The sequence below is a fragment of the Microbacterium sp. B19 genome (assembly GCF_000333395.1).
GTDB lineage: Bacteria > Actinomycetota > Actinomycetes > Actinomycetales > Microbacteriaceae > Microbacterium.
The window spans coordinates 1-14,875 of the sequence record NZ_BADA01000228.1; the positions used below are offsets into that span (position 1 = coordinate 1).

Genomic DNA, 14,875 nt, shown 5'->3' on the forward strand with positions numbered 1-14,875 from the left:
GACGCCTCGACCGTGGCCGCTCTCGATGCGGTCGAGACCCGGTACGCCCGCCTCGGCACCAACGTCGAGATCGTCGGGATGAATGCGCAGACCGCGCGTCTCCACGACCGACTGAGCGGGAGTGGACGTCACTCGGGCTCGCCCGCCCCGCCGCCGACGCGCTGCTGGCGTCGTTCAAGATCTGGAACACCGCCACGGTCGGCGGAAACGTCTGCCGCGCATTCGCGGCCGGCGCCATGATCGCGTTCCTCTCGACCCTGGATGCCACGGCCCTGGTGTGGACGCCCGACGGCGGCGAGCGCCGGATCGCCGTCGCCGAGCTCATCGTGGACAACGCCGTGACCTCCCTCGCGCCGGGCGAGGTGCTCCGCGCGCTCGACATTCCGGCGGCGGCGCTCACGTCGCGCGTGGCGCTGCAGAAGATCGCACTGGCGGAGCTCGGACGCTCCGGGGCCGTGGTCACGGCCCGCGTCGACCCCGACGGATCGTCCGTGTTCGTCGTCACGGCGGCGGTGCGTCGGCCGCGCGTGCTGCGGTTCGTGCGGATTCCCGGGGCCGGAGAGTTGCGGGATGCCGTGGCATCCGCGACCGATTTCTACACCGATCCGCTGGGGAGCGCCGACTGGCGTCGCGGGGTGAGCGTCGTGCTCGCCGAGCGGTTGCGCGCGGGCTTCGCCCGCGAGTCGCACGAGGGTGCCGCGTGAGCACGCGACGCCGAGCCGGCACGGTCCAGCAGGAGGACACCGAGTGAAGTTCCAGGTCAACGGGTCCGCCGTCGAGGCCGACCCGCGGCCCGGTCAGTGCGCGCGCACGCTGCTGCGCGAGACCGGGCATGTCGAGGTGAAGAAGGGATGCGACGCGGGCGACTGCGGCGCGTGCTCGGTGCTGCTCGACGGCGCACCGACGCACTCGTGCATCATCCCCGCGGTGCGCCTGGAGGGGCGGTCGATCACGACGGCCGCAGGTCTCGCCCCGGGCGACGAGCTCCACCCTGTGCAGGAAGCCCTGGCATCCGGATTCGGGTTCCAGTGCGGTTTCTGCACTCCGGGCATGAGTGTCACGGCATCCACGCTCTGCGAGCACGACCTCGACGACCTCGACCGCCGTATGAAGGGCAACCTGTGCCGCTGCACGGGGTATCGCCCGATCCGCGAGGCGATCCGCGAGTCGGTGCTGGGCCCCGTCCGCGAGACCGGCGCGTCCGCCGTGACCCTCGCCGCTGACTCCGGCCAAACGCCCGCCGAGACCCACCCCGCGCGTACACATGGCCCAAGTCAGCAGAGCAGCGCCGGGCGCGTCGGCGCCTCGGTCGCCCCCGAGGCCGCCCGCCGTATCGTGCAGGGCAAGGAGCCCTTCACCTTCGACGAGCCCGTCCCGGGAGGCCCGCCCCTCGTGCTGCGCGTGGTCACCTCACCCCACGCGCACGCCCGGATCACCTCGATCGACACGACCGCCGCGCTCGCGCTCCCCGGTGTCGTCGCGGTCTTCACCCACCTGGACGTTCCCGAGACCCTCTACTCCACCGGCCGTCACGAACACCGCACCGACGACCCCGACGACACCCGAATGCTCGACGACGTCGTCCGCCACGTCGGCCAGCGGGTCGCGGCGGTCGTCGCGGAAACGGCGGAGGCCGCGGATGCCGGCTGCCGCGCGGTCCGCGTCGAGTACGAGGTGCTGCCCGCCGTCTTCGACCCCGAGGACGCGCGACGGCCCGGGGCACCGCTGCTGCACCCCGACCGGACGCCCGACGAGCGGGTGATGGATGCCGGACGCAACGTCGTCGCCGGCTTCCACACCGGTCACGGCGGCGACATCGACGCGGCTCTCGCCGCGAGCCCCGTCACCGTCACGGGCGAGTGGCGCTCCTCGCGCGTCACCCACGCGGCGATGGAGACGCACGGTGCCGTCGGGTGGCTCGACGACGACGGGCGTCTCGTCATCCGTTCGTCGACGCAGGTGCCGTTCCTCGCCCGCAACGAGCTCGCGCACATCTTCGGCCTCGAGCGGGATCGCATCCGCGTCTTCGCGAACCGCGTCGGCGGCGGCTTCGGCGGCAAGCAGGAACTGTTCACGGAAGACCTCACGGCCCTCGCCGTGCTCAAGCTCGGCCGTCCGGTCGCGTACGAGTATTCGCGCACCGACCAGTTCGTACGGGCCTCGCTCCGGCATCCGATGCGCGTGCGCACCACGCTGGGGGCGGATGCCGACGGGCGTCTGACCGCGATGAAGCTCGACGTCCTCAGCGACACCGGCGCGTACGGCAACCACGCGATCGGCGTGCTGTTCCACTCGTGCGCCGAGTCGACGACGCTGTACCGCGTGCCGACGAAGTGGATCGACGCGGAAGCGGTGTACACGAACAACCCTCCCTCCGGTGCGTTCCGCGGGTACGGGCTCGGGCAGGTCGTGTTCGCGGTCGAGTCGGCGATGGACGCCCTCGCCGAGGAGCTGGGGATCGACCCGTTCGACCTCCGCCGGATCAACGCGGTGAAGGAGGGCGACCCGCTCCACCCCGACGAGGACGAGAAGTACGAGGAAGACCTGATCTGGGGCAGTTACGGCCTCGACCAGTGCCTCGATCTCGCGCAGGACGCGCTGCGCCGCGGCAACGGCGTCGAAGCTCCCGAGGGCTGGGCGGTCGGCGAGGGCATGGCCGCCGCGATGATCGCGACGATGGCCCCGCGCGGGCACATCGCGCACACGACGGCGACCCTGCGCCGCGATGGCACCTTCCTGCTGCGCGTGGGCACCGCCGAGTTCGGCAACGGCACGTCCACGGTGCACCGGCAGATCGCCGCGACGGTCCTGGACGTTCCGCACGACCGTCTGGAGCTCTGGGCCGCCGACACCGACGCCGTCCGCCACGACACCGGCGCCTTCGCCTCTGCCGGAACCACCGTGGCGGGGAAGGCGCTGCACGGCGCGTGCTCGGTGCTGCGGCGGCGCATGATCGACGTCGCCGTGGAGCTGGCCGGAGGGGATGCCGACTCCGCCGAGGTCGTGGCATCCGGAATTCTGGCCGCTGACGAGCTGGTTCCGTGGGACCGGATCGTGGATGCCGCCCCCGCCACGATGCGCGACGAACACGGGCTCACCGCCGATGGTGCGGAGTTCGGCGACTTCCGCTCGCTCGCGTTCAACGTGCACGCCGTGCGGGTGGCCGTCGACCCCGCGACGGGGACGGTGAGAGTGCTGCAGTCGATCCAGACCGCCGACGCCGGCGTCGTGATCAACCCGGAGCAGTGCCGCGGGCAGATCGAGGGCGGCGCCGCGCAGGCCCTCGGCGGCGCGCTGTACGAAGAGGTGCTGCTCGAGGACGGCGTGGTGCAGAACGCCGTGTTCCGCACGTATCGTGTGCCGCAGTTCGCCGACGTGCCCGACACGGAGGTGTACTTCGCCGAGACCGACGACACCCTCGGACCGTTCGGCGCGAAGTCGATGAGCGAATCGCCGTACAACCCGGTGGGCGCGGCGATCGGCAACGCCGTCTCGCGGGCGCTGGGTCGGCGTGGGTACGAGCTGCCGTTCTCGCGCGACCGCGTGTGGAGGCTCGCCGGCGGGGAGTGACGCGCGGGGGCGCTCGATGCGCGGTGAAGCGTTGCGGGCGCGGTGAGACGTTGCGGGCGCGGTGAGGTGTTGCATGTCCCACTTTGTGCGGTTTCACCGACGCGAACCTGCACGAAGTGGGACATCAGGCGGGTCGCCGGCGCTTCGGCGTCAGTCGTCGCCGCACCGCTACCGGCGTGTCCCACTTTGTGCGATTCTGCCGGCGCAAATCCGCACGAAGTGGGACATCAGGCGGGTAGCCGTCGCTTAGGCGCCAGTCGTCGCCGCACCGCTACCGGCGTGTCCCACTTTGTGCGATTTCACCGACGCGAACCCGCACGAAGTGGGACATCAGGCGGGTAGCCGTCGGAGCGGCGCCCGCCCTCGCCGCACCCCCACCAGGCATGTCCCACTTCGTGCAGATCTCTAGGCCGGAATCTGCACAAACTGGGACATCAGGCCTATCCCTCCAGCGGCACGGCCGTCCCGGACACCTGGATGCCACCGACCGGCGACGCGTCCACCTCGAGGATGCTCGGGCGACCGATGTGCCGCCCCTGGTGCACGGTGACATGGAACGGCGCCGCGATTCCGACGCGGTCGCGGAGGTAGGCGCCGAGCGCCGCGGCCGCTGAGCCGGTGGCCGGATCCTCGGTGATGTCGCCGACCGGGAACAGGTTGCGGGCCTCGATCCCCGCGCCGTCGGCGACGTCGCCGGGAACGTGCACGACCGTGACGGTGCCCGTCCAGCCGCGTTCATCCATCAGCACCCGCAGCCCGTCCGGGTCGTACCCGAATCCGTCGAACCGCTCGATCGTGCGGACGGCGACCACCGGATGCCAGTTCCCGGCGAAGGCTTCGGCGAGCGGCATCCGCGGGTCGAGGTCGTCGGCGTCGAGTCCGAGGAGCGCGAGCAGCGGTGCGGGGTCGGCGAAGTCGCGGACCGTCGGCTCGACGCTCGTGAAGCCCGCCGCGATGCGGCCGCCGTCGTCCCGAGTCGAGACGTGCACGTCGCCCGCGGAGGTCTCGAACACGAACTCCCCCGGCCCGGATGCCTCGGCCAGGGCGACCGCCGTCGCGATCGTCGCGTGTCCGCAGAACGGCACCTCCGCCTCGGGCGAGAAGTAGCGCACTCGCAGCCGCTCCCCGTCGCGGGCCGTGACGTACGCCGTCTCGGGATACCCCAGGTCAGCCGCGATCCGCAGCATGTCGGCGTCGTCGAGGGCCGTGGCATCCAGGACCACTCCGGCGGGGTTGCCGCCGCCCGGCTCCGCGGCGAAGGCGAGCAGGTGCAGGATGCCAGGAGCGTCGGTCATGCGTCGATTCTTCCGGCCGCGGGGCGGGGCGTCGCGGGCCAGTGGGGGATCTGTGGACTGCGGGGTTTCGGCCTCGCTGATCCAGGTTGCGGCCCACAACCTAGATCAACAACGCCGCTAATCTCACCTACGCCCCCGCCTCACAGCTCGAAGCGCTGCGCGTCACGCTCACGCCGCGCGTGCGACAACGCCCGCTGCGACGGAAATCCCGAGCGCCGCACGACCTCGGCCGTCGGTATCCCTACCGCCGTGAACGCCTCGGCAAGTTCGAGCCGTCGGGTCCGCAGCGCGTTGCGGGGCGTGCTCCCCCGCCTCGAGAACACCCGGGCGAGGTACTGCCGAGACACCCCCAACGCGTCGGCGAGCTGCTCGACGGTGAACTCGGGGTCGTCGGCCTGCTCGTCCACGAGCTGCATCGCCGCCGCGAAGGTGCCCTCGGCCGAGCGGAACGCCGGATCCGGCCCGGCCCCCGCGCGGTCGGCGATCAGGGCCGCACACAGGCTCTCGATCGCGTGTCCCAGCGCGGCGCGTGTCGAGGGGGTCGTGGCCCGATCGGTGTTGAGGATCGCGTTGATCGTGGATGCCAATGCCCGCCACGCCGGCCCATCGTCGGCGCCCGGGAGCACCGACGGCCCGTCCAGGAGCCGGTGCGTCGCGACGACCTCGATGCGCGCGCTCGGCTGCTGCGACACTAACCCCGCGAACGACGCGTTCGGGAAGACGAGCGCGCCCGCGGTGTCGGCGGGGACATCACGCCCGTCGCGAAAGAAGTAGTCGACACGCCCCTCGGCCTCGAGCACGAGCGTCGCGCCGGTGTTGCGTGCGAGCGCGGGCGCGGGGGCGATGCGCGCCGCGGTGTGCCACAGGCGCCGGATGACGATGGCCGACATCTCCGCCTCGTCGACGATGAGGATCGCGGGCCCCTCCGACATCGGGGTCCACTCGAGGGAGCGCTGCGCGAACCACTCGCGCGCCGCCGGGCCTTCGGCGCGCACACTTCGGGTCATGCGGCTCCGATCTGAGCAGGTGTCCCTCCAGGGTCGCCGCCCCGTCGATCCCCGCTCCGCCAGCCCCGGATGCATTCACCTCCCGGTTCACTTCACCGTTCGATACCGGATGCCACCCACCCGGGCGTCGTCACCCGCACCGGTCGCGTAAACCTGGAGTTGGAGTCGCTCGGGGCACCCGCGGATGCTGGCGCCACCCGAACCTGAAAGGCATACATATGTCCTCCGATACCAAATTTGGCGCCACTCCGGCGGCTTCCCGACGCACGGTGCTCGTAGGTGCGGCGTGGTCCGTTCCGGTGATAGCCGCGGCCAGTGTTGCTCCAATTGCCGCGGCGGCTTCCGGCGTTCCACAGCTCACCTTCAATCAAGCTTCATACCTGGGCGTATCCTGCGGCACCATTTCGGGCGCACGTCTAACGGTCACGGTCGGGGGAGTTCCGACTCCGAACATCACCGTGACGACAACGTTGAGCGGACGTTACGCCTTTGCAGGCGGCTCAACCAGCAATACCCAAAGCACCGATAGCACCGGGGAGATAGACCTACCGGCAATCACTGTGCCGGCAGGGGGAGGCGCCGGGGTGGCCATGGCGAGTGCCCCGGTTTCCGGATCGACCGCATCGGCGCCCCTCAATGCACCCGTTCGCGGCGGAGCGAAGGGAGCGGCTTTTGCGTCCTCGTCGCCCTCTGCACCTACGAGCACGGCCTCATGGTCTACAAACACACCAGCAACAGCCGTTCCTATCGGTGGATACGGGTTCTATCTCGATGGGACCGACGTCTGGTATCGCGACAACAAAGTCCTCACCAACGTGACTCGAGCGGTCGCCAACAGTAGCAACGGCTACGACTACGTCACCTTCATCCAAGGCGGCAAAGCCCGGGGCGCTCTCTTCTCAGCCTCGGCCCCCGCCTCGCCCGTCAGCACCGACTCGTGGAGCACCAACACACCGGCGACGGCCGTTCCCCTCGGAGGATACGGGTTCTTCCTCGACGGAACCGACGTTTGGTTCCGCGACAACAAAGTCCTCACCAACGCGGTGAAGCCCATCGCCAACAGCGCCAACAACATCGACTACGTCACATACATCAAGAACGGTAAGGCCACAGGAGCGGCGTTTGCGTCCTCGTCGCCCTCTGCACCTACGAGCACGGCCTCATGGTCTACAAACACACCAGCAACAGCCGTTCCTATCGGTGGATACGGGTTCTATCTCGATGGGACCGACGTCTGGTATCGCGACAACAAAGTCCTCACCAACGTGACTCGAGCGGTCGCCAACAGTAGCAACGGCTACGACTACGTCACCTTCATCCAAGGCGGCAAAGCCCGGGGCGCTCTCTTCTCAGCCTCGGCCCCCGCCTCGCCCGTCAGCACCGACTCGTGGAGCACCAACACACCGGCGACGGCCGTTCCCCTCGGAGGATACGGGTTCTTCCTCGACGGAACCGACGTTTGGTTCCGCGACAACAAAGTCCTCACCAACGCGGTGAAGCCCATCGCCAACAGCGCCAACAACATCGACTACGTCACATACGTTCAAGCAAGTTGTTGACATCGAACCGGGGGAACGTTGGCGCTCGCTAGGTTCTGATCGCGATCGACCTGAGTGCCCGTTACCGGCGCCGGACACGCGAACCTCGGGTCCATCGGGCGTCTACCCCCGCTCCGCCCCCAGCCCCAGCACCGCCTCGGCGAGTGCCCGGATCCCCGCCGCGACATCGGCGGCGGAAACGGCCTCGTCGGGGTGGTGACTGATCCCGTCGGGGTTGCGGAGGAACAGCATCCCCACCCCGGTGATGGCCCCGATCGCCATCGCGTCGTGACCGGCGCGGCTGAACAAGGTCGGGGCCTCACCGCCGATACCTGCCCGCACGACGTCCTGCAGCAGCGGCTCGCAGAACACCGCGGGCGCCGAATGCACCTCGCGCGACCGCCAGCGCAGGCCGCGGCGGCCCATGATGGCATCCAATTCCGCGGAGATCTGGGACCACGTGTGGTCGCGGGTCTCGTCGAACTCGCCGCGCAGATCGAGCGAGAAGACCGCCTCACCGGGCACGACGTTGACCGCTCCCGGGAACGCCTCCAGCTGGCCGACCGTGCCGACGATGTGGTGCTCGGCGCGGCAGATCCGCTCCACCGCCAGCGCCGCCTCACTCGCCCCGAGCAGCGCGTCGCGGCGCATGTCGTACGGCGTGCCGCCGGCGTGGCGGGCCTCGCCCTCGACGACGAGCTGAAACCGGCGCGCCGACGCGATCGACGACACCGCCGCGAGCGGCAGCCCGGCGCGGTCGAGCTCGGGGCCCTGCTCGATGTGCGCCTCCAGATAGCCGACGAGCTCCTCGGGCTTCCGCGCGGCCTCGCCGACACGGCCCGGGTCGAGGCCGAACTCGCGGAACGCCTGCCGCAGCGTCGAGCCGTCGGCATCCGTCAGGTCCCACCAGGACGGGTCCCACTGCCCGGCCACGGCCGACGACCCGAGCAGCGCCTTGCCGAAGCGCGTGCCCTCCTCGTCCGAGAACGCGATCACCTCGAGTGCGAACGGGAACGGACTGGATGCCACACCCTCGTCGTCCACGCGACGGACCAGCCGCACCACCTCGAGCGCCATCAGCACACCCACGATGCCGTCGAAGCGACCGGCATCCGGGACCGTGTCGAGGTGCGACCCCATCAACAGGGCCGGAGCGTCGCGGTCTCCGGCGGGGGCGAGGCGGCCGACCTGGTTGCCTGCCGCGTCCTGACGCGTGGTCATGCCGAGCTCGCGCATCCACTCGGCGGCGAGCCGGTTGACGCGCGCGTGCTCGGGCGACAAGTACACGCGCTCGATGCCGCCGGTCATCGCGGTGACGCGGGCGAGTTCCTCGCAGCGCCCCATCACGCGGCGCGCGGCCGAGGCGATGCGCTCGGGCGCCACCTGGAGCCGGGTCTTCATCCCGCGGCTCCGTAGACGCCCTGCGCGGCCTCGACGCCCCCGCCTGCGGCGACAGAAGCACCGTGGCGCCGCAGCACCGTCTCGAGGGCGGCGAGCGTCGTGAGCACGGCATCCTTTCGGGCGTTGTAGCCCATCGTGCCGATGCGCCAGACGCGCCCGTGCAGCGGACCGAACGACGTGCCGATCTCGATCCCGAAGTCGGTCAGCAGCTCGGCGCGCACGGCGTCGCCGACGACGGCATCCGGGATCTCCACCGCGACGACGTTCGTCATCTTGTGCGCGACGTCGCCGAAGACGGTGAGTCCCAGGCCCTCGACGCCCGCGAGCATCGCGTCGCCGTGGAGCTGGTGCCGCGCGATCACTTCGTCGCGACCTTCGAGGAGCAGCACGCGCGCGCACTCCCGCGCGCCATAGAGCATCGTGGTCGCCTCGGTGTGGTGGTTGAGGCGCCGCGGACCCCAGTAATCCAGGATCATCGCGAGGTCGAAGTAGTTCGAGCGGATGAAGTCGGATGCCTCGGCATCCCCCTCCTCCCGGATCCCCGCCTCGACCCGGGCGCGCGACCGCACGACCTCGACGGCGCGTTCGGACAGGCTGATCGGCGCCGAGCCGGAGGGCCCACCGAGGCACTTCTGCAGGCCCGCGGTCGCGGCATCCAGGCCCCAGGCATCCATCTCGAACGGGTTCCCGCCGAGCGACGCGGTGGCGTCGGTGTAGAACAGGGCGCCGTGGGCGCGGCAGATCTCACCGATCTCGTCGAGCGGCTGCAGCATCGTGGTCGACGTGTCGCCCTGCACGCACGCGACGAGGTGCGGCTTCACCCGCTCGATCGCCTCGCGGATCGTCGAGACCGGGAAGACCTCTCCCCACGGCACCTCGATCGTGTGGACCTCGGCGAGCGCGCGCTCCGCGATCTCTTTCAGCAGGTGGCCGAAGCGGCCGAAGACCGGGACGAGCACGCGGTCGCCGGGGCGGATGAGCGACACCATCGCCGCCTCGATGCCGGCGCGGCTCGTGCCGTCGATGAGCAGCGTCGCGTCGTTCTCGGTGCCCCAGACTCGCCGGTACAGCTCCTGCGTCTCGTTCATGGTCGCGGTCATGAACGGGTCGTACTGCCCGACGAGCGGGGCGCCCATCGCGCGCAGGACGCTGGGGTACGCCGAGATCGGGCCGGGGCCCATCAGCAGACGCGCGGGCGGGTCGATCGGGCCGGGGAGGTGGGTCATCTTGGCTCCGTGGTGCGGGGGTGGGCGGGGCGGACGGGCTCAGGACGGAACACAACGAAGGAAATCGGCTTCTGCCTCAGCGCCAGGGCGCGCCAGCCGCCGGTCCGGCGCCGGGATTTCCTTCGTTGTGTCGCGCAGGGCGGGGGCACGTTCGGCCCAACTCCGGCAATCCGGGCGGGGTGGGCGGTGGATGCCGAGCTGTGCCGGTTCTGCAGGAGTTGTGCCGCGGTCATCGGCCGGCCCCCGCCCCGACCAGCGCCGCCAGACGCCGGGCCAGCCGGACCAGTGCGATGTCGGTGCCGGCGCGCGACACCAGGCACACGCCGACGGGCGCACCGGCGACCGTCAGCAGCGGCACCGAGACCGCGGGGAGCCCCGCCGCCGCCGCGGGAGCGGTCATGCGCAGGGTCGCCGCGCGGACGGCATCCACGTCCGCCGTGCGCAGGGGCGCGGGGCCGGGAACGGTCGGGAAGATGAGGACGGCGCCGTCGACAAGCTCGGCCAGGTGCGCGGCGATCGGCTCGAGCGCGGCGCGGGCCGACGCCTCCTCGGCCGGGGTGATCTGGGCCGCGACGCGGAAGCGCTCCGCAACCGCCGGACCCACCGCCCCGGGATGCGCGCGCAGCCACTCCCCGTCGTTGCGCCAGGCCTCGGCGCCCTGGACCGTGCGGAACGCGGTGAAGGTGGCATCCAGATCTCCCGAATCCACGGCGCGGAACGGGGGCGGATCGTCGGATGCCGCGAGCGCGGCGAGCAACCGCGAGAAGGCCGTGCGGGTGTCGGGTTCGACGCACGCGAGGATCTCCTCGGGCACGAGGAACCGCCACGGGAGGTCGTCGCCGGAGGCTCCGTAGACGTTCTCGGTGGAGGCCGAGCCGTCGTAGCTCAGGCACCAGTCGGCGACGCGCTGGAGGGTCTCGCCGTCGCGGGTGAGCCAGCCGATCGTGTCGAACGACTGCGCGAGCGGCAACATCCCCTGCCGCGGCACGAGGTCGTGGGTCGTGCGGAGGCCCCACAGCCCCTGGTACGACGCGGGCACGCGAATGGACCCGGCCGTGTCGGTCGCGAGGCCGATGTCGGCGTGGCCGAGAGCGACGGCGGAGGCCGGTCCGCTCGACGAGCCGCCGGGCAGCGCACCGACGACGGCGCCGTTCGGCGGAGTCCCGTAGTGCACGTTGTCGCCCGCGATCGAGTACGCGAACTCGTCGGTGCGGGCGATGCCGCGGAGCGACGCGCCCGCGCGGAGGAGGTCGGCGACGGCCGGGGCGGTGGCCTTCTCGGGGCGCGCCTCCTCGAGGAACGTCGGATTGCCCGCGCCGATGCGGAACCCCGCGATCGCGAACAGATCCTTCACGGCGACGGTGAGTCCCGCGAGCGGACCCTCCCACGCGCCCTGCAGGAACGGATCGCCGACGCTGCGCCAGATCGTGCGGTCGAGCGCGGGCGTGCGCGGGGTCACGTGCGCGGCGACGATGAGCCAGCGCCCATCGATCCGCTGCCACACCTGCGTCTGCAGCCCCCGCCCGCCGCCGCGGAACGCCGAGACCGAGATCAGCAGCGCGACGTCGCCGTCGGTGCTCTCTTCGGCGTCAGCACCGGATGCCATGGCCTGGCCGCCGCGGGCGAGCGGGCGGTAGTGCACCTCGGCGATCTCGCGCGGGGGAACGCCGCCGCGCAGCGCCCGGAACCCGCTGATCGCGTCGTGTCCGACGAGGAGCCCCGCGGTGTCGCCGCGGAGCGTGTCGTCGCCGGGGGCGAAGAACGCGTCGAGGGCGTCGAGGTCGTTGGCGACGATCGCCCGCTCGTACGCGTCGAACGCCTCCCGCAGGTCGCCCGGGATCGTGGCATCCGTCATCGCTGTCCCTTCCCGACGGGATCGAGTGTCCAGGACACGCCGCGTGCGACCCGCGCGATACGGCGTGTCTTGGACACTGAACCATCATCGGCGGCTCGCCGCCGCGGAACGATGCCGGGGGCGGCGCCGGCGGCATCCGCGGCCTCGGCACGGGCGAGGGCGGCGGCGAGCGCGGGGGTCATGCGGCGTCTCCGGGCGCGTCGTCGCGGCCCAGCGCCACCGGATCCACCGCGTCCACCCCGGCGAAGTCCGCCTCGCGGATGCGGGCGTGCACGCCGGACACGATGTCGACGACCTGCGAGATGTCGAAGTCGGTCGCGGCGCTGAGGTACGCGTAGGCGAGGTGCTCGTCCATGCCCCAGCGGCCCCCGAGGAGCGACAGCGATGCGCGGACGCACGCGCGCATCGCGGCATCCAGGTCGGGGTCCATACCGGTCGGCACGAGGTACTCGGGCGTCCGGACGAGCGGGCCGACGACCTCTCCGAACGCCGCGCGGGCGGCATCCGCGGGGATCACCTCGAAACGCAGCGTCGCTCGGAGCGAGGCCTCGAGCGCGGTGAGCGCGACCTCCCCGTCGCCCTGTGCGAAGTGGGGGTCGCCGACGTACGCGAGCGCCCCCTCGACCTGCACGGGGAGGAACAGCGTCGTCCCCTCGACGAGCAGGTTGATGTCGATGTTGCCGCCGTGGGTTCCGGGCGGGACGGAGTGCGGACGCTCGTGCCCGGCGACCGCGACGCCCATCGTCCCGAGGAACGGCGCGAGCGGGAACGCGACCACCGGCTCACCGCCCTCGACGACGGGCAGGGTTCCGTACAACCCGTCCTCGCGCGCCGCGACGGAGGCGAACACGCTGACGTTGTGCTCCCCCCGGGGCAGTTCGCCCACGAGCGCGCCCTTGCCGTGGCGGTTCGAGATCACGCCGTACGGCACGCGCGGGGCGAGCGACTCGACCGTGATCTTCAGCAGATCGCCCGGATGCGCGCCGCGCACGTGCACGGGCCCGACGACGACGTGCGGACCGTCCGCCATCACGTCACGGGGAACGGATGCCGCGATCTCGATCGCGTCGTCGAGCACCTGCTCCATCGGGACACCGTGGGAAGCGAAGTACGCCGCCGGGTCTTTGCCCTGATCGTCGAGGATGCCCTCGTGGCTCACGGTGTCGAACGTGACGGTCTCACCCGACGCGATCTCGAGCACCGCCGCGTCGGCTGCGCAGGGAAGCCGCCCCCACAGGACGGTGTCGGGCGTCGCGCGGACGTAGTGGTCGCCGGGGATGTCCCCGACGCCGGGCTGCAGGATCGGCACGGCGCTCATGCCTCCACCACCGTGGTCACGAGCTCGCGCCCCGCGCGAACCGTCACGGGCTCGCCGCGGCGGAACACCGATTCCCCGCGCAGCCATGTCTCGCGTACGACGCCCGTGAGCGTCTGCCCGTGCCACGGCGAGACCGGGTTGCGGTATTCGAGGGCCGTGGCATCCACGACGAACTCCTCGTCGGGAGCGAACGCCACCAGGTGCGCCGGAGCGCCGGGGGCGATCACGCCGAGGCCCGCGAGCCCGGCGATGCGCGCGGGTCCGGTGGTCACGAGCGGAAGGAAGTCTTCGAGCGGGATGCCACGCCCCCGCGCCGCGGTATGGACCGACGACAGGCCGGTCTGGAGTCCCGCGATCCCGCCCCAGGCCAGGCCGAAGTCGGGGTTGGACTTCAGCTCCACCGTCGCCGGCGAGTGGTCGCTGACGACGGCGTCGATGGTGCCGTCGACCACCCCCGCCCACAACAGGTCGCGGTTCGCAGCGCCGCGGATCGGCGGGCAGCACTTGAACGCCGCGGCTCCGTCGGGCACCTCGGCGGCGTCCAGCGTGAGATAGTGCGGGCACGTCTCGACGGTCAGGCGCACGCCCTCGGCCTTCGCGGCACGGACGTCGTCCAGCGCCTCACCGTCGGACACGTGCACGATGTGCGCGCGGGCGCCGGTGCGGCGGGCCGCCTCGATGACCCGGCGGATGGCCGCGCGCTCGCTGACCGGCGGGCGGCTGGCCTCGAAGTCGGCGTAGTGCGGACCGAGCGCGCCGTCGGCGTGCAGGTGCGCGGGATCCTCGGCGTGCACGATCAGCAGCCCGTCGAACTCCGCGAGCTCGGCGAGGCACGCCTCGAGCTGCTCGGCATCCAGGTGTCCGAACTCGTCGATGCCGCTCGGCGACAGGAAGCACTTGACCCCGACGACCCCGGCATCCGCCAGCGCACGCAGCGACCCGAGGTTCTCGGGGACCGCCCCGCCCCAGTACGCCACGTCGACGGCGAGCTTTCCGACGGCGGCGGCGCGCTTGGCATCCAGGGCTTCCGGGGTCGTCGTGACCGGCGAGCTGTTCAGCGGCATGTCGACGACGGTGGTCACTCCCCCGGCCGCGGCGGCCGCGGTGCCGGTGGCGAAGCCCTCCCACTCGGTGCGGCCGGGTTCGTCGAGGTGCACGTGCGAGTCGACGAGGCCCGGCAGCAGCACGGCGTCGTCGGGCAGCACACGGTCGGCCATCGGGTCGAAGACGGTCACGTCCGTGATGCGACCCTCGTCGATCACGACGGTCGCGGGGACGAAACGCCCGTCCACGAACGTGCGGCGGGCGGCGATCCTGGTGCTCATGCCGATCACGCTAAAGGCCCCGCGTTTCGCCGATGTAACCGTCATCAACATTCATGCGAACACTCGGCCCGTGGAGGAGGGGTCGGCGGGCATGGGGCCCGGTGCCGCGCCGGCGTTCGGGGCGGTGGTCGCGGGGTTCGGGGCGCGATCCGCGCTTCGGGGCGTGAGTTCTCCGCCCCAAAGCGAGGAATCCGCCCCAAACCCGGAAGGAACCGGCGCGTCCACCCGGGTGCACCCCGCGCCGGGACCCCGTGCCGGGGTGCGCCGCGTGACCTGTGCCAGGCTCCGGAGTTTCGGTACCTCCCGGCCCACGGAACACCGGATTCACGGCATCCAGCCC

The 14,875-nt window shown here is 71.5% G+C and carries 10 protein-coding genes; 3 read left to right on the top strand and 7 right to left on the bottom strand.

Annotated features, from left to right (window positions below):
* Positions 1-164 precede the first annotated feature (164 nt).
* Positions 165-704, top strand: coding sequence for an FAD binding domain-containing protein (locus tag I5G_RS21455; protein ID WP_275574421.1), 540 nt, complete (start codon positions 165-167; stop codon positions 702-704).
* Positions 705-747: 43 nt separating this feature from the next.
* The gene (locus I5G_RS08530; RefSeq protein ID WP_022878681.1) at positions 748-3,570 is read left to right on the top strand and encodes a molybdopterin-dependent oxidoreductase; all 2,823 of its coding nucleotides are present in this window, start codon (positions 748-750) and stop codon (positions 3,568-3,570) included.
* A 440-nt stretch (positions 3,571-4,010) separates the two neighbouring features.
* Here the strand turns inward: I5G_RS08530 and I5G_RS08535 are convergent, their stop codons facing one another.
* Both I5G_RS08535 and I5G_RS08540 read right to left on the bottom strand, forming a co-directional pair.
* Positions 4,011-4,865, bottom strand: coding sequence for a PhzF family phenazine biosynthesis protein (locus I5G_RS08535; protein ID WP_026095780.1), 855 nt, complete (start codon positions 4,863-4,865; stop codon positions 4,011-4,013).
* Positions 4,866-5,005: 140 nt separating this feature from the next.
* On the bottom strand, positions 5,006-5,872 hold the full coding sequence (locus I5G_RS08540; RefSeq protein ID WP_187288821.1) for a helix-turn-helix domain-containing protein: 867 nt from the start codon (positions 5,870-5,872) through the stop codon (positions 5,006-5,008).
* Between the two features lie 218 nt (positions 5,873-6,090).
* On the opposite strand from I5G_RS08540, the gene I5G_RS25285 reads away from it, so the two are divergent.
* Positions 6,091-7,431, top strand: a complete 1,341-nt coding sequence (locus I5G_RS25285) for a hypothetical protein (protein WP_036327126.1) — start codon at positions 6,091-6,093, stop codon at positions 7,429-7,431.
* 102 nt (positions 7,432-7,533) lie between these two features.
* Here the strand turns inward: I5G_RS25285 and I5G_RS08555 are convergent, their stop codons facing one another.
* The 5 genes from I5G_RS08555 to allB all read right to left on the bottom strand — a co-directional run bounded on the left by I5G_RS08555 (position 7,534) and on the right by allB (position 14,535).
* Positions 7,534-8,811 carry an allantoate amidohydrolase gene (locus I5G_RS08555; protein WP_022878685.1) on the bottom strand — a complete coding sequence of 426 codons (1,278 nt, stop codon included), beginning with the start codon at positions 8,809-8,811 and terminating at the stop codon, positions 7,534-7,536.
* Positions 8,808-10,037, bottom strand: a complete 1,230-nt coding sequence (locus tag I5G_RS08560; protein ID WP_022878686.1) for an alanine--glyoxylate aminotransferase family protein — start codon at positions 10,035-10,037, stop codon at positions 8,808-8,810. Before I5G_RS08560 ends, I5G_RS08555 begins: the two co-directional genes overlap by 4 nt.
* Before the next feature lie 229 nt (positions 10,038-10,266).
* The gene (locus I5G_RS21465; RefSeq protein WP_022878687.1) at positions 10,267-11,892 is read right to left on the bottom strand and encodes an AtzH-like domain-containing protein; all 1,626 of its coding nucleotides are present in this window, start codon (positions 11,890-11,892) and stop codon (positions 10,267-10,269) included.
* A gap of 178 nt (positions 11,893-12,070) precedes the next feature.
* Positions 12,071-13,210, bottom strand: coding sequence for an acetamidase/formamidase family protein (locus I5G_RS08575; RefSeq protein WP_022878689.1), 1,140 nt, complete (start codon positions 13,208-13,210; stop codon positions 12,071-12,073).
* On the bottom strand, positions 13,207-14,535 hold the full coding sequence (gene allB / locus I5G_RS08580; RefSeq protein ID WP_036327147.1) for an allantoinase AllB: 1,329 nt from the start codon (positions 14,533-14,535) through the stop codon (positions 13,207-13,209). Before allB ends, I5G_RS08575 begins: the two co-directional genes overlap by 4 nt.
* Positions 14,536-14,875: the final 340 nt, after the last annotated feature.